The sequence below is a fragment of the Vibrio sp. MMG023 genome (assembly GCF_021654215.1).
GTDB classification, from domain to species: Bacteria; Pseudomonadota; Gammaproteobacteria; order Enterobacterales; family Vibrionaceae; genus Vibrio; species Vibrio jasicida.
Genome location: NZ_JAKFZP010000005.1, coordinates 103,382 through 126,933 on the forward strand (window position 1 = coordinate 103,382; position 23,552 = coordinate 126,933).

The following is a 23,552-nucleotide window of genomic DNA, read 5'->3' on the forward strand; positions in this document are numbered from 1 at the left end:
TTTCGTGTGATGACTTGGTAAAAGTTATTTACCCAAGTATCGGTTTTCTAGATGTGCTTTGAAGTGCTTCGCGTTTAACACTTCACCTGTTGCTTGCGTCACCAAATCATCGGTCGAGAACAGGCTACCTTTGCTCCAGATGTTGTCTGATAACCAAGTAAAGATTGGCGACAGATCGCCAGAGCTAATCATTGAATCTTATTTGAGTGACTGCCCACATCTTTTTATTGTGTAAAGCAAAACGATAAACGATTACAATTAATGAAGCTAGAGGCTGTGGAGAATAATAAATGCCAAGAATTAGTAAAGCGGAGATGGAAGCAAAACGTGAACTGATAAACACAGAGGTCTTCAACTTATTTTTGGAAGAAGGGTTCGATGCCATCAACATGTATAACGTTTCAATTAGAACAGGTATTCGCCAAAGCACACTACAATCGTACCACAAGGCAGATACCTTACATACTGCGTTGACTGGCAGAGTTGCTCCATACTTTTTTGCTAAATTGAACATGGAATCGTTAGAAGATTTTGAAAAGAGTTGGATTGATGCGTTAAATGACTCAGGTTTCTGCAACATCCTAACCTTGTTGGTGGGTCACATCGCTGCCAGTGAAAAAGTGGGGAACTTGGCCTACAAAGGATTGATGGGTCTAATAAATGCGGTTGATGGGAGTTTGGGTAAGGAAGGGAAGGAGTTACTTTACAAACTCATGGGCTTCAGCATGATTGAAATTGCAATCAAGAAAGGAATGAAGGAGTAAAGTTAAATGCCCAACAAACATTAATTGGTTGGGCATTTTTATTAACCTGTTTCAGTAAAACGTGGAACAGTTCATTACAAAATGAACGGTGTTTAATGCATCATTTTGTATTAGTTGTTCCTCTAACCACAATAAGACTAACAATTTTCCACGCACCCACAGCTTAGATAAAAAAACATCATATCAATAGCTTATGAGCAGCTAAGCTCCCCCAAAAGTAAACGAATCGATTGCCAATAATATTATACCGTTTTTAAATTCGATAAAAATCTTTACATCTTAGAATCAAAAGCTATAATTCTTCGCATATACCGTTATGGATGACGATAAACGATTAATGTCAATCTTAAACTCAAGGTGTGTAATCATGAAACTATCTAATCTATCTCTTGCAATACTCGGCGCGCTAACACTAGTTGGATGTGACTCGGATGACTCTTCTTCATCTCCTATCGAGAACCAATCTCGAATGGTTGAAGTTAGCGTTCTTCAAAAGGAAGTGGGTGATATGAATGCGACCTCATTCACCTATGCTATAGACTCCGTTAAGGATGGCTACACAGTTGTTATTGATGAGCTAGATGATGGTGGTGATAACAAAACTAAAACTGGTTATCAAATTACTGACGGTGGCTATGTTCAGGATATCGAAGTTGTCGGTGCAGCGAAGATTACAATCTATCATCCTGACGCTGTGGTTACTGACGAAATCATGTCTAACTACTATCTTGATGGTTCAGCTCAAATCGGCGCTCACGAATCTGAAGTTACCGTGACTATGAAGAATGAACGCTTCGCTCAGGTTACTCTTGATGACTCTAGTGATATCTACAAGGCAACTTTGAATGACGAAGTTATGTTTAATGCTCCGAATGGTGAAGCATGGAAATATGGTTTTGTTGCAAAGGATTCTGTTCTGGCTATGGATACTCGTGTTGGCCTCCTAACTGACACAGTTGAAATAGAAACTGGTCGTCGCTACAGCTATGCAGTAGTTGTTGATGAAAATGGTAACATTCGTATCGATGATAAGTGGCGAAATGGCGATATGCCGCAACCTTCTGACCCAGTCGTAGATTCTAAGGATGTTCTGGGTGCTCAAATTGTGGGATGGGATATCGATACTGGTGCGACTCACCTTTACATTAATGGTAAGGTTGTGTACGACCGCAACGACAAGGCTGTAACTGCTCCATCTATCACTCAACCAGCCGATGGTTCATTATTAAATGTTTACAAATGGAATGTTGATGTAGAACAGGGTTACGGTATGCATGTTGATATCTATATTGGCGAGAAGTGTTGGGTTGACTCAATTAAATATCATGTAGATTCTGGTGATTTCTACTATCACACACCTGCTGATGGCGCAAACATCGGTACATTTATTGGTTCATCCTGGGAAGATGTAATTACTTCTGAGTATGGGGAGGAGGCTGTTCCTTTCTGTTCCGAGCTTCCTATGGGCAACTTTTATCTACGTATGTCAGCGTCTGATAAGAACTATCAGTCTAACTTCACTGTAAATTCTTACTCAATAACAAAGTAATATTTGAATTCTATCAAGGCAGCTTCGGCTGCCATTTTTAGGTCTAATACGAACAATTGCTTAATAGCTGTATTTTTAGTTTCACGACAACCATGTTAAAGTTTTAACCGGCGTAAACATCTCATGAATAAAACTGAATTCTTCAAATCTATCAACGCATCATTCCCACTACTAAACACCGGACGTCCAGATGAACGCTGTTGGGATGTGTTCACTGAAAAGGGTAATGTCCTTATGCTTTCGGCTGGTGATCATATCAAAAACGGTTTGTGTGAAGTTGTCTGGCTAGCGTGCAACAATTTTCGTGAGAAGCTGCGTTTCGACCATGTACAGGAGGCTAGAATCCCGTTTGGTAAGACTCGTGATCATTTCGTTTTGATTCGTGCAAATAATTGGGATGATAATAATGCTGTACCATTTGAAGTTACGGAGAAATCAGTTGTGTACAGAATCATTCCATCGACGTACAAAGCGGTTGGTGATAAGGGGTATGTGGCTCTAGATTTAGCGAACCCAATCTCCATTTTGGAGGTATAACATCGAAAATTTACTCATTATTTCGTCACCTTTCATTATTGCCTACTAGGGTGTAACCCTAATCGTTGTTAGAAGTACGTGCGCAAATAAAAAGGCTGGTAATAAACCAGCCTTTTTTTAGCTTAGTTACTTGGCGTGAGTTACTTACCCAAGTATCGGTTTTCTAGATGTGCTTTGAAGTGCTTCGCGTTTAACACTTCACCTGTTGCTTGCGTCACCAAATCATCGGTCGAGAACAAGCTACCTTTGCTCCAGATATTGTCTGATAACCAAGTAAAGATTGGCGACAGATCGCCAGAGCGAATCGCTCCATCCACGTCCACGGTTTGCTGCATTGCCGCCATAAACTGCGCCGCGTACATCGCGCCAAGCGTGTATGATGGGAAGTAACCAAAGGCGCCATCTGTCCAGTGGATATCCTGCATACAACCGTTTTTAAAGTTGCCTTCTGTCGATAGACCCAAGTAAGCCTTCATCTTTTCATTCCACAGCTCTGGAACGTCAGTGTGCTTGATCACGCCGTTCATTAGGTCGCGTTCAATCTCGTAACGTAAGATAACGTGAGCAGGGTATGTCAGTTCATCAGCATCGACACGGATGAAACCTTTTTCTACGTGCGTGTAGATTTTCGACAAGTTGTCTTGAGCGAACTCAGGACCTTCAAAATGGTTAGAAGCCAGACGCGCAAGGTGCTCAACAAATGCTTGGCTACGACCTACCTGCATCTCGAAGAACAGAGATTGAGATTCGTGGATGCCCATTGAGCGAGCTTGGCCAGCCATTGTGCCTGCTAACGATTTTGGCAGACCTTGCTCATAACGCGCGTGACCTGTTTCATGTACGATGCCCATCAATGATTGTACGAATTCTTTTTCATCGTAACGGGTGGTAATACGGACGTCGGTAGGAACGCCACCACAGAACGGGTGAACACTTTCATCAAGGCGGCCATGTTCGAAGTCGAATTGCAGTAGCTTCATGACTTCCAGTCCCAGTGCTTTTTGTTTTTCAGCAGGGTAATGGCCGTTCGGAAGCAGGATGTTGTTGGCTTTTTGCTTTTCGATGGCTTCATCAATCATTGATGGTAACCAGGTTTTCACGTCCGCAAATAGCACGTCTAGAGAGGCTGACGTTGTACCTGGTTCGTACAGTTCTAACATTGCATCGTAAGGTGATGTACCAGTAGCTTCTGCGCGAATTTGTGCTTCTTCTTGCGACAACTTAACCACTTCAGCCCAGTTCTTTTCGAAGCCAGCCCAGTCGTCATTGCCACGTTGGGTACGCCAAGCGTGCTCACATTTTGAGCCAGCTAGCGATTGTGCTTGAACCAAAGATTCAGGTAGCAGGTTCGCTTGCTGCCAATCGCGTTTCATTTCGCGAAGTACCGACTGGTCTTGTGCTGATAATGACTCTTCTTCTGCTTGAGCAAACAGATCACCTAGATGAGGTTGAGTCAAAAGAGAGTGAATATGAACCTCTAGTTCAGCCATCGCATTAGAGCGAGCTTCCGCACCGCCTGATGGCATTACGGCTGCCTGATCCCATCCTACGATTGCAGATAAATGACCAAAGTTAGAGACTTTTTTTGAATGTTCGACGAGTTTTTGAAATGCGCTCATGTGACTACTCTTTGTTATGTTCTTTCCTTAAACGCCCCAAATGGGGTCCTTGAACGTGATGTTCGAATCTCTCGACAACGATACAGAGCAAAATGCAGCATCAAGGTAATGTCGATAGAGAAGTGTGTCTAATTTACTATTTATTAACAAATAATACAGGTCTATTGTGCACAAATTCAGGTACTTGTATAGATAACCGAGAGAAGGTTAACGATGTGAATTGTTGGCAATGATACGCAATGCATTTTAATGGACTTTGATATCGACACTCTGTGACTTTCAACGACTTAGATCACAAAAGTTGCTTGCGCATTAAACAGTTTGACGGTATTGATGTGTGATACTTAATCACTTATTAAAAAAATATGGATATTTTGAATTTTGAGGCATTCCTGATTGCCATCACGATTTTGACGCTGACACCCGGATTGGATACTGCTTTGGTGATCCGCAATACCACTCGAGCAGGGCTTAAAGACGGTTGCACGACAAGTTTGGGGATTTGTTTTGGTTTGTTTGTGCATGCGTTTTTCTCTGCGGTCGGTATTTCTGCCGTTTTGGCGCAGTCGGCAGAGCTGTTTCAGATGGTTAAAATGGTGGGCGCTGCTTATCTAATATGGCTGGGGTTGAGCAGTTTACGTGCATTGATGAAATCGAATAAAGGAATCTCGGTTTCTGAGCAAGCGCACCAAGATTACAGTGGTAAACGTTCTTTTCGTGAAGGTTTTCTTTCTAACGTGTTAAACCCGAAAACCGCCGTATTCTATCTTGCGTTTCTTCCTCAATTTGTAAATCCAGAAGGATCGCCATTACTACAATCTATGATCATGGCTTCTATTCACTTTATGATCGCGATGGTTTGGCAATGTGGTTTGGCAGGTGCGCTCAATTCTGCGAAAAGTTTATTAAAAAATGCCAGCTTTATGAAATGGATGGAAGGAGCAACGGGTGCTGTATTAGTTGCCCTTGGGGTTAAGCTACTTGTAGAAAAACCAGCATAATGCGCGTATTGATTCGACTGATTATTAGTTTTGTTGTTTTCCTATTTGCTGTCGGAGCGTTCGTGGCGTGGAAAACTATTCCCCAATTGCACTTTGTTGAGAAAGGAATGGAGTGGGATTGGCATTGGGAGTATTTCTTACCATTTTCCAATGGAATTCAAACCACACGCACACAAGACACAAAGCAGTTATTGCTTAGGCGAGTTTACTTGCAAGACGCGACCGCTGTTTTTGTAGGGACGACGTTAGACAACAAATTTGAAATCGATGTTGTGAATGAAGACGCTTGCGACCCTGAATCCAGCAAATGGGCGTCTGTTTCGGTTAATGGTCAACCGATGTCTCATGTGCCTATGCTGTGTGAAGCGTCGGGTGAAGGTTATATTTATCGATTTGTCGGTCCGAAGTTGAAATCTCTAGAATTTGGGATTGATGACCATTTCATTCGAGAAGACTTCCGCCTATGGCCGATTTCAGAGATAAAAGCCGACCAGTTCAAGCAACAGCATTCTACTTTTTTCAATAAACAGGGCGATAGTCAGGAACATCAATGGCTTCGTGATTAATTCATTTAGAGTTGACGTTTGATACTAAAAGAGACAAGTCATCCGCTTGTCTCTTTTTTTAGTTGTAGGTCAGTTTATGGGTTGAACCAACAAGCGAGCGGCGCGGAAGCCGAGTCGGTCTAAGACGCTTGAATCAAAATCTGTTACAACGCTGATATCACCAATTTGAAGGTGTTGAACGTGTGCGTTTTTATCCCAATTTAAAGGTGTATCTACGGCCAACTCACGACCTACATCTATCATTCCTATCTGCTGTGATTCGGCGTCAAAGAGCCCGGAAACATGAGAATAGTATGGCTGAAGTGTTGCGCCAGCCGCATACTGCATCAGGGGTAAGCCGTGATTGTGAATCGCCCAACTCCAGTCCCACCATTTCGTTTCTCCCGGAATGTAGCGATGATCCCATTGATAGCGGATGTTTTCTTTGAGTTCACTGGCGCGACCAAGCGTGAAAGTATGCGAGATTGTCGGTCTATCTTTTGGATGAGCATGCCAAGCATTACCACTGTAACGTAAGAACCCATCGAAATTGACTCGATAGCTGATGTCAGTTCGAAAACGAAACGGATAAGAGATTTTAGAATGTGAGAGTTCAATACGAATGGGGAGAATTGAGCGTGCAGGCACAGTGAGGTTTGCCTCCCTGGTTGCAGGAAGAGTACTGGTGCCAGAGGTTAAGTCGGAGAATGCCTGATTCCCTTTGACAATAAACCAAGGTGATGTGGTTCCAATGGTAGGCCATTGAAATGGGGAGCTGATATGAACAGATTGTGCAAAAGCGGAGTTATCAGTTTTAGACCAAGTTGCGGTTTGCTCTACATCAAACTGAATGTGGATTTGTTTGGCTTGATCGAGAGTGTTGATCGCATAGGCTGTAATTGTGTGTGTTGAATCTTCCGTAGATTCAGTGATGTTGCCATGTGAAAAGTAATGAGGGTTGAGCTGGTAAGCAAAGTCGCTGGCGGTGATTTTCGTTTTTTCTGAGCATCGTTCACCGTTGCATGAGCCCGCGTTGTTTCCTTGTATTTCCCAGCCATCATGTACTTGATTGACAACCATGTCTTCGCCAACAAAATTGCCCTCGTTACCACTTAACCATGCGTAGCCAAGCGTATGCGCCAAATAACTCACTGGTCGAATAAAAAGCTCTTGATTGGAGACGAGTTCATACTCAATTTCAGCCTTACTCCCTTCCGCAATAGATATACCAAGGTGCTTGGGCAATTCTGTATTTGGGTGAATAGGGTAACACCAAGTTTTATGGCTCGATTGTTCTGGTTTGATCTGGCCATGGTAGCCTGAGCCCATGATCGCCCAGCCGCTTTCGAGGCCCACAATGTCCCAGGTTTGCATGCGCGATAGAATGGCTGTTTTATGCTCTTGTGCTTCTTGGTAGGTAAGCTGACGATAGTCGGATCTACATTGATGATTTTCCAATTCGTCGATAACAAGCTGATCTGAATAGATTTTGGCTTGAGCAAAAGTGGATAAGAAGGAAAGCGCAAGCGTAATCGATAGTGGCGTACTGACGTGCAGCATAAATACAGTGTCCTTTATTTTAATGATTGAGTTCTAGTTAGCTTTTAGGCTCGTATTGCCCAAAAGCGGGCGTACTCTTTCATATAAAACAAGTCAAAAAACACTGAAAATAGTTGAAAAATAATTCTGTTATTTATCAATCTCTTGAGGTGATGAAAGTATTATTCTTATGAGGTTTTGAGTGCTCTAAAAGAAAAGCTTAAAGGTGTGAGGTTAAGTTAGTGTTGAACAATCCGTTATGATTACTCAACGTTAGTTTCATTTGCGCTTGGAGGTTCGAATCACTAGTTCAACCACTTAATGACGTTGTCCCACAGTTTTGGGTCAACGCATTTGGCATCCACGAGTTGTTTGTCCATGAAAGGTTGCTGATAGACGTGGGATTCACTCATGATACCGAGCGTTTTAAACTGACGGAAAAAGCGTAATAGCCGCATCACACGATCGAGCCGCTCATCTTGATGGACACAACGATTGATGACAAAGCCAATCTTAATCTGACGAGACTTAAAGATGTGTTTCTCGATAAGTGTATTGATGAACGGTAATGACGCATGCAAATCGATAGGCGATGGTTGCATGGGAATCACGATGTAGTCCACGTAACGCAAATAGCGCACTAAGTCGCTTTCTGAAAAGTTTGCAGGGGAATCTATCACAACGTAATCAGTGTTGGTGCTGACTTTCAACGTCACTGCGATGTTAGACAGGCTGCGCAGAGAAGGGTTATAGCTTTGGTTTGGTAGTGCCTCAATGCTATTCGCCCAACTGTTAGTCGATTGTTGTTTGTCAAAATCGACTAGCTCTACCGTATGTCCGTTATGGATGAGTTTGCTTGCCAAGCTGGCAGAAAAGGTTGATTTACCAACACCACCCTTTAAATTTAAGACAATGATTTTTTTAGCTTTTGAATAAGCAATACTGGTTTGGCGTGGTTTTACTTGCGACAGCAAACGGTTATCCCCAATTTGAAAAACTTAGGCATTATGTCTGAATGGTTAGTTAAATTGGTTGGCATTCTATAAATCGATACTCTGCCGATGCTTATTCTCGTGCTCGTTTGATTAAAAAAGCCCGCGATGGGGAGTCGCGGGCAAAGTGTTAGCGATCTTTATTGTTGTTTTTGTGTGTTATTCTGTCGCGTGGATCGTCATCTCGGCGCTGCTGAACCCAAGAGCACTTAGCTCATCAGAATCAAAGTTGCTCGTGACTTCAATATCTCCAACACGTTGGGTGTTATTTTGAGATACATCATTTGCTGAACGCGCTTGAAGGCCAAGCGGTGTTGCTTTACCGATTTCGATTGTTCCTGCGTATTGTGACTCTGCGTAAAAATCACCAGACACGTAAGAATAGAACGGACGTAAACTTGCTCCAGTTGCATACTGCATGCTACTCAGTCCGGCTTCACGAATGGCCCAACTCCAATCCCACCATTTCACTTCACCTGGGATGTAACGATGATCCCATTGGTAGCGGATATCCGCAGATTTGTCGCTGCCGCGTCCCATCGTAAAGGTATGGCTACGATAAGGGCGGTTGTCTGGATGAGAGTGCCATGCATTACCACTCCAGCGTAAAAAGCCGTTAAAGTTTACGTCGTAGCTGATGTCTGCATTGAATCGGTAAGGGTAGGAGATAGTGGAACGATAAAGCTCGACACGCACAGGCAATTCGGAATTCGCGGGTACCATTGGGCGAGCTTGTAATGTGACTTGCTCGCTGGTGGATGCGCCATTGGAATTTGAGAAGCTTTGATTCGCTTCAAAAGTAATACTCAGTTTGGTATTGCCAACCAGTGGCCACTTAAATTCATTTTCTGTTTTAACCTGTTGAGCGAACCCATAGCTATTGGTTTTCGACCAGTTAGTTGATTCATCTAATTTAAGGTCGACAACGATCTGCTGTGGCGTGTTGCTGTAGTTTCGAGCTGTTGCAGAAATCGTTTTCACCAATTCTCGTTCGGATTCAATGACCTCGCCATGCCAAAAGTCTTTGTCATTCAGTGTGTAAGTAAAGTTATTGACCGTGATTCTGGACTTCTCTCCACAGCGGTAGCCACTACAAGACCCATTGTTATTACCTTGGATGACCCAGCTATCACCAACGCGGTCGACTTTCATGTCTTCACCCACGAACTGACTGTTATTGCCACCAACCCATGCATAGCCGAGGTAATGAGCGAGGTAACTTAAGGGACGAACGAAGTTGCTACGGTCGGTCACTAAATCGTATTGGACGTCGATTTCACCGCCTTCAGGTACGGCGTGTGCCGCGTATTTGGGGATTTCAGATTGCGCTTCATCTGGGTAACAGAAGGTTTTGCCATTCGGTAAATCTTGTTTGATTCTTCCGCTGTAACCCGGGCCCATGATCACCCAATCCCCTTTAAGTCCGGTAATTTGCCATTGACCCATACGTGATAGCAAGGCACTTTTTTGCTCTTCTGCCTCATATCGGTCGAGTGGACGATAACCGCTGCGACATACGTCCTCACCCAGCTGGTCTAGTACGATTTGGTCGGGGTAGATCTTTGCATATGCACCACTTGCGAAGGTAGAAAGGATAGCGGCGGACAATAAGCTAATGTTGATGTTTCGCATGAACGTTCCCTTATAACTGTATTTTTATTTGTGTTATGAGCCGCGATTTAGCGGACAGGCTTACTGTTCCATGCTGATAAGATTGATAGTACTGAAAATAGTTGAAATATTATTACCCATACAATCAGCTGGTTATGTTGTTTCATTTGTCATTTCTTAGTCGATGACATCGATTGCGTTTATATTTTTATGAAATGGAAAATGGATTGCACCAACCATTTTGAAATTAGAATAATTACTCATGATTAAGTGAAATAAACGAAAGGATAACTAAATTTGGATTTATACGTTTTTAACGTAATTGAGTTTATGATTTATATCAGATAAGACTAATTAAAGCGTTGGGGTTAAATAATGAAATCAGTAGAAAGTTCAATTAGAGTATTAGTAAATGGTAATTTCAGAAAAACTGCATTAGGAAAAATGAATTTAAAAGGCCAATAGTTGAGTGCTTTGTATCGAAATATTATCAATGAAGTGTACTTATTAAATTATCTATTACCGCTTAGCGAGAAGCTTTGTTCGTCCAGTCTGTTTATCTCTAATAAGAGAGAACACCTCATTTTGTAATAGAACTTCTATATCAAAATAGATAGGATCATCGTTTAATACTAGATAGGGTGAAAGAAATGAATCGTTCAAAGCAGGGCGGATTTCTTGTACGGAGAGTAGATTCATTTTACCAGAGACAGAAAGACTCGAATCGGAATAGGGTCTTGATTTGCCTTTAAAGCTAAGAATAATTGGGTTCGACATCGATTCATCTTGCAGCGATACAATATGAGTGATGATACGATGATTTACCCGCGTTAAGCCATCAATCCGCACGGTATGCTCATGAGGGAGAATATCAACCACGCTATGGTGATAGCGTCTATCTTCCATATCGTGATAGCAAGGTAGACTCCAAGCGCCAAGAAAGACCAAACATGAAAGGGCAATAGCGATAAACGGTTTCATCGGTTTTCCTCTGCAATGAATTGAGCGATTGTCTCTGAAGCTTGCTCAAACTGCGTTTGGGTATAGAACACATTGATCGATTTTCGTGTTTGTTTGTTTAACCAAGACATCTCAGAGAACTGGTCATTTTCTTCAATGTAAACGACACAAACGCACTGATGTTTCGTCAGCAATTTTCCAAGGCGAACCGATAACTGCGTATTAGGATCGGTGTAGACCTCGAGCATCCCGACAGAATTCTCCTTCAGCGCGTTGTTACGCTGTGGATGATTGTACTTACTGTGAAACTTACTCGCCCCAACCAAGCTCGCAGCAAACAAAATGCCAAGAGACAAGATGTAACACGCTAGGCTTTTGTAGTTCGATTCATGTTTGATAGTGGGAGTGAACGTTGGCGTGTCTTCCCGTATAGCTTCAGTTGTTTTAACGGAGGGAGTGACTGCGATTAAGCATTCGTTGAGCAGTACACCTTTGACTAATCGATACCCAATTTTCGGGACAGTAACAATTGGTGATTCTCTCACTCCCACTTTAACAAAGCCTTGTCTGAGAACACTGATACTTTTTGCTAATGACGTTTCACCGATATATTCGTTTCCCCACGCATATTGTACGATATCCTGTTTCTTAACGACTTCGGGGGATTGGTCGAGCAATAACGTGAGAATCTGTGACTCGCGATACCCAATTTTTATCGTAATATCACCATTAGAAAGCGTGTTTTTTATAGGGTTATATGAAATCATACGGTTATTTTTTTATTATAATGTTCAAGAGGTGAGAAGAATCTTCACATCTCATAGTATATGAATAAAGGTTACCAATTGGTGACTAAAATTTATTATCGCAATAACTGTCTATTGATAGAAGAAAACATAATCATAGTAAAACATCAACTCTATGCCATATTAATATTCTATTTAGTGATGTAGCTTCAGTGATGATGGATATAATTACACACAATTAATATGGTTTAGAGTTTGCTAAATAATGAGTCTTGATGGTTTTTAATAAAATATTGTCGTATATATCATTATATATTTAATTATTTGATAACTTGAAAGCGATTATTAGCCAGTTGGAGAGTAAAATAGATGATGGTAAATAAACCGTAAAGAGGATCGTCGGAGAGGTTAAATATAAAACTTGAGGATAAAAAAGCCCGCTGTGAACAGCGGGCTTAAAGTTTCTAACTCGTTTTTAGGCTTTTACAGCATCAAAATCATCTGTTTGAGAAGATGGCTTGAAGAACAGCTTCGTCTCTTCCAACACCACGTGGCGTAGAGCAATCAAACCAATCAGGTTAGGAATTGCCATCAGGCCGTTTACGATATCAGCCAGTAGCCAAATCATATCAAGGTGAAGGAACGCACCAGATGCCACCAAACCAACGAAAATCAGTTTGTATGGAAGCACAGCTTTGGTACCGAATAGGAACACAACGCAACGCTCACCGTAGTAGTTCCAACCAAGAATGGTGGTAAATGCGAAGAACATAAGACCGATAGACACCAGCATTGGGCCTAATGTTTCGGCGTTCAAACCAACGGCAAATGCGTGTGTTGTCATCGCTGCACCTGCAAGGTCACTTTGCCATGCACCCGTAAGGATCAAAGCAAGACCTGTCATGGTACAAATGATGATGGTATCGAAGAAGGTACCCGTCATTGAAATCAGACCTTGTTTAACACAAGAGTCCGTTTTCGCTGCTGCGGCTGCCATTGGCGCACTACCCAAACCTGATTCGTTTGAGAATACACCACGTGCGATACCAGATTGGATTGCCAGCATAATGCTTGCACCCAAGAAACCACCCGTTGCTGCGGTTGAAGTGAATGCAGACACCAACACTAACTCAACTGCGTTTAGCAATTGGTCTGCGTTCATGATGATCACACTCAAACACGCTAGCACATAAAATAGCGCCATTGCAGGAACCACTTTACCTGCTACGCTTGCAATCGACTTGATACCACCTAATGTAACGAAAGCCACCAGTAGTGTCAGGATGAAAGCTGACAGCCCGCGGTCTACACCGAGAGAAATCTCACTTGCATCAAGAATGGCATTCACTTGTGGGAAGGTGCCGATACCAAAACAGGCAACGCCCAATGCAAATACCGCGAACATGATAGCTAGCGCTTTCGAGCCAACACCATATTGCAGGTAGTACATAGGACCACCAATCATTTGGCCTTTGTCGTCAACACGACGGTATTTCACCGCAAGAAGACACTCAGCGTATTTGGTAGCCATTCCGAATAAAGCGGCAAGCCACATCCAGAATAGGGCACCAGGACCGCCGAGTTTGATTGCGGTTGCAACTCCAACGATGTTACCTGTACCGATTGTTGCAGATAGCGCTGTACATAACGCTGCAAAGCTAGAAACGTCACCCTGTTTATCAGATGACTTATCTTTACTGAATACCATCGCTAACGCAGTTGGTAGGTGCTTAAATTGGATCAAGCCTAAGCTAAAAGTGAAGTAAACACCGGTACCCACGAGCAATAGTAGCAGTGGTGGACCCCAGACAAAGTTATCAATGGTTTGAAGTAAAGATTGTAGGTCGTTCATGATTTCCCCTTAATAAAACAACTAATAAGGAGAAGAGGGAAAGGACGAGATCAAGGATCTCTAATAGAGCCAAGCTATTTAAAGTAGGCGGGAACGCCAAATAGTCAGGTTGTTACTTTCCACTCCTCTGTCCTTTTGCCTGAGAGTTTCACCCTACACAAATGTGTAAGACTTGCTCCTTCGGCGACCGATTTAACGGTTCTCTCCAGAGGTTCCTCCAACTACAGTCCCCGCTACCTAAGTAGCACCTGAAATAGTTAATTCTTCGGCGAGTTACGCTAACTAAATGTTAATATTTAGTTAATAACCACTCTCCTGCAGTCTTCATCGGAACATTTACTCAATAAAATGAGTAAAGGTTAGTTAATGATGCTGGTCATCATTAACGTGTGAACTCTATCATGTTTTTTTACCATTTCAACACCCAATTGCAGATTTATTTTCAACACATTATGTGGGTTGGAATAGCATCAAAGTCATAGTCGGACGATTCTTGAACGAAATGGTTTCCTAGCGAGGGCATTTAAGTGGTCAATGGCCGGTTAAGCCCCTATCAGTTTGTTCAATGTGGTATTGGTGAGGTGATGATAAGTTGTTCAAGATAGGAGATTAATTTGATCAAAACGGGAGCAATCACTTTAAAATCTACGCTATGTTGACCGTATGCCTCGTAGAAATAGGTTACAATGAATTTTTGCGAGACTGTCTATGGAATCAGATAGGTTCTCATTATTGGACAAGGAGGCAGTATGACCAGATTATTAGCCATTGCGGTATTGGTCGCGTTAGCATTCGTGTTATTTCGTTACCGTACCAATGAAAAAGTCCAAAAAGCGACCGTTATTACATTGATCGGTGCATTCTTAATTTATACCGCATCAATCATGATAGCGGAACTCACTCGCTAGCGAATCAAGTAGAGTCCTCGGAGTAAGATACAGTGACTTCTCAAAACAACATTGAAGATCAAGACGAAGTAGTCGTCATTGAGGAGCGCGATAAGCGTACTCATTTTTACATCGGTATTGCCGCTGTGCTAGGCCTCGCTTTTGGTGGTTTAGCCGGTTCTGTTCTAACGGCAAATAAATGGGAATCGACTTATCAAGTATTAGAAGCGAAATACCAAGCACTTGTGAATGACAAGTCTGACTTGGTGTCTCAAGTAAAAACACGTGAAGCAGGTTTAGATAAAGAAATCGACGCTAAAGTCGCTACTCTTCTAGCTGAGAAAGAAGAAACACACAAGGCTGAACTAAATGCGCTGCAAGAACAACTGACAGAAGTTGAAAAAGTGAACCTGTCTCTTGAAGCACAAGTAAAGCAGCAGATGGATAAGCTAAGCTCGACCAAAACGGAGAATGATAAGCTGAACCGTCAGGCTGACATGCAAGCTACGATGTTCGAGCGTTCGCGCGAAGTATTCAAAAAAGAAATGCAGATTTCACAAGATCTGGATGCCCTCGAGAAAGAGCGTAAATCGTTACTCCCTAAGATTGAAACGCTCAAGAAAGAGTGTGATGTTTTCTTAGAAGGTAAGTCGTGGGATGTAAAATCTGATGCTTGTGATAAGCACGACGAAGCAAATTCTCGCTTAAGCCAAATTGACCAGCTGATCGAGGTCCATAAAATGGATCTGAAACAAATTAAAGAGATTACCGAAGATATGGGGTTGTAAGACCGTATCGAGAATCTTGAAATTAAAAAAGGAGCTTAATGAGCTCCTTTTTTAATGCGCAGCTACCAAGGTAGCTATCAGATGCGAGACGCGTCGTAACCCGACGCCAGTAATAATTCACGCTCGTGCTTAATGAGCTTCGCACGATCTTCAATCAATTCATTCAGTGCTTGAGAAGGTTCGCCCGCGAGCGCTTTAAACGAATCAAAGGATTCAGCGGTCTCCACCTTATCAATCATCGCGCTGATCACGTTGCGTGCTTCACAAGGGTTACTCTCCGTTGTGAAGTATTCAACTTGTTTTGCCGCGGTTTTCATCTCTGTGAGCAGTTCAAGTGGGCTGCTTTCTTTTGCTACGGCCATGTAGTTATCAAGCACACGCTTCGCATACAACAATTCTTTCAGTGGAATATCTCGACCACTTACAATTAGCGACTCATTAAGGATCATACTTGAGCTCATTGGCATTCCTTTTTTATCAATAATTCAAACTTCTTGGGCATTGGCTTGAGTCTAATTTATTGAAGTCTGAATGGGAATGCCTAAAAAGCACATTATTAAACGTTTTTCTGATTATTTACGCCTTGCTAGTGAGTAAGTACGCAAGTTGCGTGTTGGGTAGAATCTTCAGAAGATAGGTCAGTCAGGTGCTCTGAGTGTTCGATTGTTTTCTGAGTGCATCAAATGTGGGTGTTATCTGTTCTCAATATTCAATATTAATTCATGAAGAAGCGACCCGGCGTCAACCCAAAGCTATGTTTGAATAGATGATTAAAAGCACTCACGCTGGTAAAGCCACACTCCAGTGCCACGGTGGTGACCGGGAGGTTTTGCGCCAACAACGTCAGAGAGAGGAACAACCTTGCTTGTTGACGATACTCGATGAAAGACATGCTAACTTCATTGCGAAACAAACGGCTCAAAGTGCGGCTGCTGACGTTAATTTCCTCTGCCCATTGTTTTAATGAACGATTATCCGCAGGCTCATCCAACAGTGAGTTACAAACCTGCCCAAGTTTGGCATTGTTGGGAAGAGGGATTTGAATGGACGCTTGCGGCGCGACTTTCAACTGATCCAACAAAACCAGAACAATACGCCAATACGGCTCTGTGCTGGCTTGGTCGGTCGGTTGCTCAGAAAGGTGAATGATCATCTCACGCAGCATTGGTGACACGTTGAGAACATCACTCTGGTTTGGCAGCTCAGTATCGATACTTGGTAACAAGTAGACGTTTTTCATTGCCGCATCGCCATACATATACACCTTGTGGTTCTCATGCGCCGGGATCCACACCGCTCTTTGAGGCGGAACCACCCATAGCTGAGATTCTGTCTCGACCGCCATCACACCACTGCTGGCGTAAACCAATTGGTTGTGTTGATGGCAATGCCAATCAATGACGTGCCCATCGGGGTAGTGCTTGGGAATGACCACCGCTTCTAAGAGATTGATGCTGGCGTCCAGACTGATGGCTTTGATGTTCTGGCTCATTTGAGCAATAACCTGTCTTGATAGAATCTATACGCCAAATGCTAGCCAGATAAACTGAGCTTGTCATTAGTTAGCTTTCCTTTATTTGGTTTAGAGTCGAGATGAACCGTTCCTTTCACGCAGGTGTCCTCAATGTGGGGCATGCGCTCAATCATTACTTCTTGCTCATCTTTCCTTCTATTGTACTAACGCTGCATAAAGAATGGGACATGAGTTACGCAGCGCTGCTCCAAGTGGGGAGCGTAGCCATGTTGGTTTATGGCGTGATGTCCCTGCCTGCTGGTTGGCTGGCGGATCGTTGGAGCCGAAAAGGCATGATGACCGTTTTCTACTTTGGGATGGGCACCTCTGCATTATTTACTGCTCTTGCGCAAACGCCATGGCAAATGGGGTTGGGGCTTTGTGCCATAGCCTTGTTTGCGGCGATTTATCATCCCGTCGGTATTGCACTTATCTTTAGCTCTGCAAACAAAACAGGCAGGGCTATCGCAGTAAATGGACTAGCAGGTAACTTAGGTTTGGCGTTTGCTGCAATGGGAACCGCTTTGCTGTGCCAATGGTTCTCTTGGCAAGCCGCATTTTATGTTCCAGGCCTTGTGTGTTTATTAACTGGTATTGTGTACTGGTATGCATCGAAAGGTGTTACTGATATCGAACATGCGAAAAGTAGACGTGACGACGTAACGATGTCTTTGCGACAACTCAAAGTGCTGTTCGTTTGCGCTGCGGTGGTTGTCTTCTTCGGCGGTTTAGTCTTTCAATCTACGACGACCTCGTTACCTAAAATCATGGACGCACAATTTAGCCAATCATTGAGCCTTTCAAGTACGTTAACCACATCGATTTTTGTTTGTGCCGCGTTTATTCAGCTTGTTGTGGGTGAGCTGCTTGACCGCGTTGATATCAAGAAGCTGCTCGCCTGCATTGCTGGTGGGCAACTGTTATTCCTCCTATTAGCGACGGTTACTCATGAATGGTCATTGGTTCTTGTGTTTGTTGGTTTGATGTTGTGTACATACGCGCAAATACCAGTGAATGATTGGCTTATTGGCCGTTATTCCGATGTTAAATGGCGCTCGAGAATCTACGCCGTTAAGTACACATTAAGCTTTAGTACTGGACCTATCGCGTATTGGCTTATCGCAGCGACTTATGCTCATACACAAGAGTTTGTATTGATGTATTTCATCCTCGCTGGTGGGATGGGGATAGCACTGTTGAGTGCAACGTTAATGCCTTCGTCAAGCAAAAGAAAAACGGATAGCACCGCATTAGTAAAACAATGATACAAAAAGGAGCGCATGTTGCGCTCCTTATCTTTATCTAGTTAGTTACTTTAGAAGAGTACCAGTCGTTTTGATAAGCCTTAGAGGCAAACAAAGCGTTGGCCTTAGCGCGTTCAATGATAGCTGGGTCCACTTCAATAGGCTTCATCGTTTGGTTATCGAAGTTGTATTGCATGGTCGATACCTTTTCGCCCGGCGAGAACACAACGAGGTTATCTCGAGTTAAGTAACCAAAGTTCTTGTCGTATTGCATCATGGCACGTTCGTCTTTGCGTGCCAGAGGCTTAGTAAGATCACGGCCAATCATCGGTGTTTTCGCATCCACACCAATCAAAGAAAGCAGCGTAGGTGGCATATCTAGGTTATTAGCAATGCGATCATCTTTGCGAGGTTTGATGTCTTTACCCAAGATCAGAGCCGGAATGTGGAAGTGTTTTACAGGCACTAAGTTAGCACCGGATACACGGGCATCGTGATCGGCAATCACAATGAATATCGTGTCATCCCAGTAAGACGATTTCTTGGCTTTATCAAAGAAAGTACCAATTGCGTAATCCGAATACTTCACTGCGTTATTGCGTGTCATGTATTCAGAGTCGTAAGGCTCGATTTTTCCTTCTGGATATTCGTATGGGCTGTGGTTACTTGAACTGAATACTAAGCTGAAAAAGGGCTTATCGGTCTTAGACAGGCGTTCAAATTCTTGGTCTGCTTTGGTGTACAGGTCTTCATCGCTCACCCCCCACGATCCAACAAACTCTGGATTTTCGTAATCTTTCTCTTCAATGATTTGATCAAAACCATTGCCGAAAAAGAAGGTCTTCATGTTGTCAAAGTTTGCTTCGCCACCATAAATAAACTCGGTGTGGTAGCCGTTGGCTTTCAAAAGGTCTGCGATAGTAAAGAAGTTCGTCTGGCTTTTGCTTAGTTTTACAACTGCACGCGATGGCGATGGTGGGAAACCTGTTGTCACCGCTTCAATACCGCGAACAGAGCGAGTTCCTGTTGCGTATAGCTGTGTAAAGTTCCAACCTTCAGCCATAAGCTTGTCGACATTGGGCGTGAGTGGTAATCCTCCTAGTTCTCCGACAAACTGTGCGCCTAAACTCTCTTGCAGCAAGATGACTAAGTTCTTTGGTTTACCTTGATAGGTCGCTTCATTGCTGTTCATTGTAGGAAGAACTGAAGGATCAAAGTTTGATTTCGCGGAAGAGGAGCGCACAAGTTCTAGCATCTTCTGGTTATCCATTTTTCCATAGAACTGCTCTGCGCTTCTCTCTGACTTCATGTTGTTGACAGCAAACAAGAGAGAGTAAGAAGAATTTAGTGTGAGATCGTTCATCAACGGGTCGTTAGAAAACGCTACCATTGCGGGGTTTAGAGGGCGATGACCCAAAGAAGAACGCGCACCTGCAACACCAATTAGAACCACTAAAATGGCAAGAACAGGACGCCATTTCCAGTTTACTTGTTGTGCGTTATCGGTAAGCTTTTTGCTCCATTTCCAACCAAGGAAAAGGGTAATAGCCGTGCCTACAGCACCAATGAACAGCTCTAATTTGTAGCCAGTCCAAAGCATGCTGAACACTTCTTTTGGATAAATCAGGTATTCAACAAATAATCGATTTGGGCGTAGGTCGTACTCTTGAATAAAGGGTGCGGTTGCCAATTCCATGTAAACAATGATCCATAAACCTGCGACCATCCAGCAACGTAATACCCATTTCCAGCATTCGCCGACCTTTCCTTGTACAGGTAATAGCGAAGAAAGTAAGCCCGGAAGGATGAATAACCAACAGATGGTGGCAAAGTCTACGCGTAGGCCCTGACCAAGAATATAAATAAGGTCGTTAAAAGATTCGATTCGGTCAGAAAGCCAAATGGCAAGTAAAATCCGCGAAACGGAAAGAAAAGCAAGCGAAAATAGCGCAAATACAGCGATGGGCTGCAAAGGCCCAAACGTGGGCTTCTTCATAAATATTCCCTAATTTACTGATGTAACTGATTTTTATGGTGTGTCTTTTATCAAATAAAACGTGAAGTAAGCGTGAAATATAAGGTTTATTTATAAATTTAATTGTAATGATTGGTATAGCTTTGTAAGAGAGGGTAATGCCATACGGCGTACGTAGTTCAGTCTGTTGTCGTAAAGTGCGTGATAACCACAAGCTTGATTTCTATGGATTTCTTATTTAGGGTATCTGTATGAACTATTTAGCGATTTCTATCTCAACGAACTGTTGTTGTTGCACTTCTAAAAATGTGCGGCGGCTTTCGTGTAGCTATTAGTTAGCAAAAGATCATACAGACATATTAAAGGCCGCCGATGTTTTCATCCGCGGCCTTTTTGCATTTAAAGGAATAACAATATGAGTCAGTCAAAATTACAATTATTCAATACACTGGGGCGCACCCTTGAGCCGTTCAATACCATTGAATCAGGTAAAGTCGGTTTGTATGCATGTGGTCCAACGGTGTATGACTACGCGCATGCAGGGAACTTGAGAACCTACCTTTTTGTTGATGTGTTAAGGCGCACGCTTGAGCTCAACGGTTACGACGTAAACCACGTTATGAACATCACGGATGTTGGGCACTTGGTGTCAGACGCGGATACCGGTGAAGATAAAATGGAGAAGGGTGCGAGAAAACAGAATAAGTCTGCTTGGGAGATCGCAAAGTATTTTGAAGACGCGTTTTTAGATGATCTTACTAGCCTCAACATCACTCAGCCTTCCATCATTTGTCGCGCTACCGAGCACATACAAGAGCAGATAGAGTTCGTCCGAGAGCTTGAACAAAAGGGCTTTACCTATCAAACCTCCGATGGCGTTTATTTTGATTCGGCGAAGCTTCCGGATTATGGAAAACTTGCCAAACTGGACCGCGAGGGGTTAGAAGCGGGCATTCGCGTCGAAATGGCAGAGAAAAAGAGTCCAACCGATTTCGCACTCTGGAAGTTTAGCGGTGACACACCAAGACAAATGGAATGGGAAAGCTCTTGGGGAGTTGGCTTTCCGGGATGGCACATTGAATGTTCTGCGATGGCAGAGAAATACCTTGGGGAAGTGTTCGATATTCATGTTGGTGGGGAAGACCATATCCCAGTTCACCACACCAACGAAATTGCCCAATGCCAAGCAAAGAATGGCCACGTTCAAGCAAATTACTGGCTGCATGGCTTCTTCCTCCAATTGAATAAAGAGAAGATCTCTAAGTCCGGCACGTCACTTCGTCTTGATGCGTTAATTGAGAAAGGCTATGACCCGTTAGCTTACCGTTACTTGGTGCTGACCAGTCATTATCGCAGTCATTTGAGCTTTACGTGGGAGAGCTTGGACGCGGCACAAACGGCTTTAAAGCGCCTGAAAGCGAAAGTGTCGGCATTACCAGAAGGTGGCAAAGTCGACCAAACGTATGTTGAGCGTTTTATGTCACTCATCAACAACGACTTAGCCATGCCACAAGCGATGGCATTAATGTGGGAGTTGCTTGGAAGTGCATTAAATGACGCGGATAAAAAAGCAACGGCACGCTACTTTGATCGTGTGTTTAGTTTGGATCTTGATAAGGTAGACGAAGAAGAAATTCCTCGTGAGATCTTGGAATTAGTAGAGTTGCGTTTGCAAATGAAAAAGCAGAAGGAATACCAACAAGCTGACGAAATCCGCCAGAAAGTCACCGAACTCGGCTATAGAATCAACGATGCTGGTGATAGCTCAACGGTAAGTAAACAAGGCTAGTAAGCCAGAAAACAAAAAGGCTCACTGCGATAATGAGCCTTTCTAATTGAAATGATAAACGTTCTCGTCGCTATTGAATCGCTAACTCAGGTTGCGACGCCGTATTCACTTCTGCGGTTTGATTGTACTTCTTAATCACTAGCGTCAATCGAATCAGCATTGCAATTGCTGCGGTGGTTAAGCCGGTTACGATACCAATCCAGAAGCCTTCTTCGCCCATTGCAGGAACGATTTCATCCGTGATACCCAATAACATACCCAGTGGAAGAGCTAAGCCCCAGTAGGCAAGAATCGCCAGAATCATAGGGATTTTAGTATCTTTGTAGCCACGCAGTGCACCGTTTGCAGAGGTCTGTAGCGCGTCACTGAACTGGTACATCGCAGTAAACATCAACAGAGTAGCAGCGGTCGCTGAAACTACAGGATCTGTGGTGTACAAACGAATGATCCACTCTGGGAACAGCAGGAAGAAGCCGACTGAAATCAGCGACAGTAGCGCAGCAGTAATAATACCCACCAAACTACGGTGAGAGGCCGTTTCAAGCTTTTGTTCACCCAATGCATGACCAACGCGAATCGTGATACCAAAGGAAAGACTCATTGGGATCATGTACGTCATGCTAGATATGTTCAGTGCAATTTGTGCCGCGGCAACGTTCTCTGCACCGATACGACCAATCAATAGCGCAATCACCGCGAAGATACTGCCACAAACCGCAATGTTCAAACCAATCGGCATGCCGAGTTTGAACAGCTGTTTGATTTCTTGCCATACTGGTTTTAGCTCAGCGAAGTGCAGAATGTTTTTGTAGTGGTGATGGCTCTTAATATAGCTAAACAGCAGGGCAGACATCAGCCAGTAAACCAAGCTTGTTGCCCAGCCACAACCAACCGCGCCCAATGCAGGCATGCCGAACTTGCCATAAATCAGGATGTAGTTAACTGGGATGTTCACCAACAAGCCGATGACAGAAATCAGCATCGGAGCGCGGGTGTTATTCATCCCTTCACAGAAACCATTCAGCGTATAGAAGAGCGCAATACCTGGAACACCAAACGCTAATGCGACAACATAATCACTGGCAATAGAAATGATCTCAGGAGCAACGCCTAAGCCAATGAGAATGGTTTCACCAAGTAGCAAGTAAACAATCAAGATGGCACTAACAAACGCGGATAGCCACAGCATCTGAATGAAAGAGATACGGATGTTATCTAAACTTTGTGCGCCGCGGTGGTAAGCAACGACAGGCGTTAATGCCATGATGATGCCGCGAAGCAATAGCGAAACGGGTAGCCATAAACTGGTGCCAAGCGCGATCGCAGCAAGGTCGGCTGCACTTACTTGGCCTGCCATTGTGGTATCGATAAAGCCCATCGACTGAGTTGCGAGTTGCATCAAAATGATTGGGATCGACAGGTGTAACAATGCGCCCGATTCTTTAAAAAAACGAGAAAAAGAGGAAGGTGTGTTTTGCATGGATGTAGTTAAACACCAATATCAATGCACCAGTGGAAGCAGGATGGCGTTGTGCATTGTAGGGTGTGCCGCGTAGGCAGGCGCAATATACGGACTTTTGTTCTGCCATTCAATACGTAATTTAGATCACAGAGAAACGATTGCGAAAGGAATTTTGGATA

At 43.4% G+C, this 23,552-nt stretch carries 20 protein-coding genes, 1 pseudogene and 1 riboswitch; of the genes and pseudogenes, 9 read left to right on the top strand and 12 right to left on the bottom strand.

Going from position 1 to position 23,552, the window contains the following annotated elements; all coding sequences use genetic code 11:
• Positions 1 to 24: 24 nt before the first annotated feature.
• Positions 25 to 183: pseudogene (locus L1076_RS17090) on the bottom strand (carboxypeptidase M32); the annotation flags it as partial.
• Positions 184 to 290: 107 nt separating this feature from the next.
• Between L1076_RS17090 and L1076_RS17095 the strand changes: the two are divergent.
• The 3 genes from L1076_RS17095 to L1076_RS17105 all read left to right on the top strand — a co-directional run bounded on the left by L1076_RS17095 (position 291) and on the right by L1076_RS17105 (position 2,850).
• Positions 291 to 764, top strand: a complete 474-nt coding sequence (locus tag L1076_RS17095) for a hypothetical protein (protein ID WP_237304116.1) — start codon at positions 291 to 293, stop codon at positions 762 to 764.
• A 367-nt stretch (positions 765 to 1,131) separates the two neighbouring features.
• On the top strand, positions 1,132 to 2,313 hold the full coding sequence (locus L1076_RS17100; RefSeq protein WP_237304117.1) for a hypothetical protein: 1,182 nt from the start codon (positions 1,132 to 1,134) through the stop codon (positions 2,311 to 2,313).
• Positions 2,314 to 2,436: 123 nt separating this feature from the next.
• Positions 2,437 to 2,850, top strand: coding sequence for a hypothetical protein (locus L1076_RS17105; protein WP_122067505.1), 414 nt, complete (start codon positions 2,437 to 2,439; stop codon positions 2,848 to 2,850).
• A 140-nt stretch (positions 2,851 to 2,990) separates the two neighbouring features.
• On the opposite strand, the gene L1076_RS17110 is transcribed toward L1076_RS17105, so the two are convergent.
• Entirely contained in the window at positions 2,991 to 4,469 is a 1,479-nt protein-coding gene (locus L1076_RS17110) for a carboxypeptidase M32 (RefSeq protein WP_104046970.1), read from the bottom strand.
• A gap of 365 nt (positions 4,470 to 4,834) precedes the next feature.
• Here L1076_RS17110 and L1076_RS17115 point away from each other — a divergent pair, with 365 nt between their 5' ends.
• On the top strand, positions 4,835 to 5,470 hold the full coding sequence (locus L1076_RS17115) for a LysE family translocator (RefSeq protein ID WP_237304118.1): 636 nt from the start codon (positions 4,835 to 4,837) through the stop codon (positions 5,468 to 5,470).
• Positions 5,470 to 6,036 carry a hypothetical protein gene (locus L1076_RS17120; protein WP_038872368.1) on the top strand — a complete coding sequence of 189 codons (567 nt, stop codon included), beginning with the start codon at positions 5,470 to 5,472 and terminating at the stop codon, positions 6,034 to 6,036. The genes L1076_RS17115 and L1076_RS17120 overlap by 1 nt, the downstream gene beginning before the upstream one ends.
• A 69-nt stretch (positions 6,037 to 6,105) precedes the next feature.
• Here the strand turns inward: L1076_RS17120 and L1076_RS17125 are convergent, their stop codons facing one another.
• From L1076_RS17125 to L1076_RS17150, 6 genes are all read right to left on the bottom strand, one after another.
• Positions 6,106 to 7,575, bottom strand: coding sequence for an aerolysin family beta-barrel pore-forming toxin (locus L1076_RS17125; RefSeq protein ID WP_237304119.1), 1,470 nt, complete (start codon positions 7,573 to 7,575; stop codon positions 6,106 to 6,108).
• A gap of 284 nt (positions 7,576 to 7,859) precedes the next feature.
• Complete coding sequence (locus L1076_RS17130) at positions 7,860 to 8,528, bottom strand: ParA family protein (RefSeq protein ID WP_039976641.1); 669 nt, start codon at positions 8,526 to 8,528, stop codon at positions 7,860 to 7,862.
• Positions 8,529 to 8,705: 177 nt separating this feature from the next.
• Positions 8,706 to 10,178, bottom strand: coding sequence for an aerolysin family beta-barrel pore-forming toxin (locus L1076_RS17135; RefSeq protein ID WP_237304120.1), 1,473 nt, complete (start codon positions 10,176 to 10,178; stop codon positions 8,706 to 8,708).
• A 498-nt stretch (positions 10,179 to 10,676) separates the two neighbouring features.
• Positions 10,677 to 11,138: a hypothetical protein gene (locus L1076_RS17140; protein WP_038872374.1), complete on the bottom strand. Its 462-nt coding sequence runs from the start codon at positions 11,136 to 11,138 to the stop codon at positions 10,677 to 10,679.
• Positions 11,135 to 11,884, bottom strand: coding sequence for a winged helix-turn-helix domain-containing protein (locus tag L1076_RS17145; RefSeq protein ID WP_237304121.1), 750 nt, complete (start codon positions 11,882 to 11,884; stop codon positions 11,135 to 11,137). The genes L1076_RS17140 and L1076_RS17145 overlap by 4 nt, the downstream gene beginning before the upstream one ends.
• A 454-nt stretch (positions 11,885 to 12,338) precedes the next feature.
• On the bottom strand, positions 12,339 to 13,715 hold the full coding sequence (locus L1076_RS17150; protein WP_042605611.1) for a sodium:alanine symporter family protein: 1,377 nt from the start codon (positions 13,713 to 13,715) through the stop codon (positions 12,339 to 12,341).
• Positions 13,716 to 13,832: 117 nt separating this feature from the next.
• Positions 13,833 to 13,934: riboswitch (glycine riboswitch) on the bottom strand.
• A gap of 530 nt (positions 13,935 to 14,464) precedes the next feature.
• Here L1076_RS17150 and L1076_RS17155 point away from each other — a divergent pair.
• Both L1076_RS17155 and L1076_RS17160 read left to right on the top strand, forming a co-directional pair.
• The gene (locus tag L1076_RS17155; protein WP_010447828.1) at positions 14,465 to 14,623 is read left to right on the top strand and encodes a hypothetical protein; all 159 of its coding nucleotides are present in this window, start codon (positions 14,465 to 14,467) and stop codon (positions 14,621 to 14,623) included.
• Positions 14,624 to 14,655: 32 nt separating this feature from the next.
• Positions 14,656 to 15,390 carry a hypothetical protein gene (locus tag L1076_RS17160; RefSeq protein WP_038878632.1) on the top strand — a complete coding sequence of 245 codons (735 nt, stop codon included), beginning with the start codon at positions 14,656 to 14,658 and terminating at the stop codon, positions 15,388 to 15,390.
• A gap of 77 nt (positions 15,391 to 15,467) precedes the next feature.
• On the opposite strand, the gene L1076_RS17165 is transcribed toward L1076_RS17160, so the two are convergent.
• Both L1076_RS17165 and L1076_RS17170 read right to left on the bottom strand, forming a co-directional pair.
• Positions 15,468 to 15,851: a hypothetical protein gene (locus tag L1076_RS17165; RefSeq protein WP_038872381.1), complete on the bottom strand. Its 384-nt coding sequence runs from the start codon at positions 15,849 to 15,851 to the stop codon at positions 15,468 to 15,470.
• 254 nt (positions 15,852 to 16,105) lie between these two features.
• A complete protein-coding gene (locus tag L1076_RS17170; RefSeq protein ID WP_237304122.1) occupies positions 16,106 to 16,882 on the bottom strand; it encodes a helix-turn-helix transcriptional regulator in 777 nt (258 codons plus the stop codon).
• A gap of 101 nt (positions 16,883 to 16,983) precedes the next feature.
• On the opposite strand from L1076_RS17170, the gene L1076_RS17175 reads away from it, so the two are divergent.
• Complete coding sequence (locus tag L1076_RS17175) at positions 16,984 to 18,168, top strand: MFS transporter (RefSeq protein ID WP_237304123.1); 1,185 nt, start codon at positions 16,984 to 16,986, stop codon at positions 18,166 to 18,168.
• 37 nt (positions 18,169 to 18,205) lie between these two features.
• On the opposite strand, the gene L1076_RS17180 is transcribed toward L1076_RS17175, so the two are convergent.
• Positions 18,206 to 20,143, bottom strand: a complete 1,938-nt coding sequence (locus tag L1076_RS17180; protein ID WP_237304124.1) for an LTA synthase family protein — start codon at positions 20,141 to 20,143, stop codon at positions 18,206 to 18,208.
• A gap of 394 nt (positions 20,144 to 20,537) precedes the next feature.
• Between L1076_RS17180 and cysS the strand changes: the two genes are divergently transcribed.
• Positions 20,538 to 21,911, top strand: coding sequence for a cysteine--tRNA ligase (gene cysS / locus L1076_RS17185; RefSeq protein WP_237304125.1), 1,374 nt, complete (start codon positions 20,538 to 20,540; stop codon positions 21,909 to 21,911).
• A 70-nt stretch (positions 21,912 to 21,981) separates the two neighbouring features.
• Here the strand turns inward: cysS and L1076_RS17190 are convergent, their stop codons facing one another.
• Positions 21,982 to 23,391: an MATE family efflux transporter gene (locus L1076_RS17190; protein ID WP_237304126.1), complete on the bottom strand. Its 1,410-nt coding sequence runs from the start codon at positions 23,389 to 23,391 to the stop codon at positions 21,982 to 21,984.
• Positions 23,392 to 23,552 lie beyond the last annotated feature (161 nt).

Excerpts from the sequence above, each read along its gene's own strand:
- L1076_RS17095 (WP_237304116.1), top strand. The coding sequence starts at position 291 with ATGCCAAGAATTAGTAAAGCGGAGATGGAAGCAAAACGTGAACTGATA.
- L1076_RS17100 (WP_237304117.1), top strand. The coding sequence starts at position 1,132 with ATGAAACTATCTAATCTATCTCTTGCAATACTCGGCGCGCTAACACTA.
- L1076_RS17105 (WP_122067505.1), top strand. The coding sequence starts at position 2,437 with ATGAATAAAACTGAATTCTTCAAATCTATCAACGCATCATTCCCACTA.
- L1076_RS17110 (WP_104046970.1), bottom strand. The coding sequence starts at position 4,469 with ATGAGCGCATTTCAAAAACTCGTCGAACATTCAAAAAAAGTCTCTAAC.
- L1076_RS17115 (WP_237304118.1), top strand. The coding sequence starts at position 4,835 with ATGGATATTTTGAATTTTGAGGCATTCCTGATTGCCATCACGATTTTG.
- L1076_RS17120 (WP_038872368.1), top strand. The coding sequence starts at position 5,470 with ATGCGCGTATTGATTCGACTGATTATTAGTTTTGTTGTTTTCCTATTT.
- L1076_RS17125 (WP_237304119.1), bottom strand. The coding sequence starts at position 7,575 with ATGCTGCACGTCAGTACGCCACTATCGATTACGCTTGCGCTTTCCTTC.
- L1076_RS17135 (WP_237304120.1), bottom strand. The coding sequence starts at position 10,178 with ATGCGAAACATCAACATTAGCTTATTGTCCGCCGCTATCCTTTCTACC.
- L1076_RS17140 (WP_038872374.1), bottom strand. The coding sequence starts at position 11,138 with ATGAAACCGTTTATCGCTATTGCCCTTTCATGTTTGGTCTTTCTTGGC.
- L1076_RS17145 (WP_237304121.1), bottom strand. The coding sequence starts at position 11,884 with ATGATTTCATATAACCCTATAAAAAACACGCTTTCTAATGGTGATATT.
- L1076_RS17150 (WP_042605611.1), bottom strand. The coding sequence starts at position 13,715 with ATGAACGACCTACAATCTTTACTTCAAACCATTGATAACTTTGTCTGG.
- L1076_RS17155 (WP_010447828.1), top strand. The coding sequence starts at position 14,465 with ATGACCAGATTATTAGCCATTGCGGTATTGGTCGCGTTAGCATTCGTG.
- L1076_RS17165 (WP_038872381.1), bottom strand. The coding sequence starts at position 15,851 with ATGAGCTCAAGTATGATCCTTAATGAGTCGCTAATTGTAAGTGGTCGA.
- L1076_RS17170 (WP_237304122.1), bottom strand. The coding sequence starts at position 16,882 with ATGAGCCAGAACATCAAAGCCATCAGTCTGGACGCCAGCATCAATCTC.
- L1076_RS17175 (WP_237304123.1), top strand. The coding sequence starts at position 16,984 with ATGAACCGTTCCTTTCACGCAGGTGTCCTCAATGTGGGGCATGCGCTC.
- L1076_RS17180 (WP_237304124.1), bottom strand. The coding sequence starts at position 20,143 with ATGAAGAAGCCCACGTTTGGGCCTTTGCAGCCCATCGCTGTATTTGCG.
- cysS (WP_237304125.1), top strand. The coding sequence starts at position 20,538 with ATGAGTCAGTCAAAATTACAATTATTCAATACACTGGGGCGCACCCTT.
- L1076_RS17190 (WP_237304126.1), bottom strand. The coding sequence starts at position 23,391 with ATGCAAAACACACCTTCCTCTTTTTCTCGTTTTTTTAAAGAATCGGGC.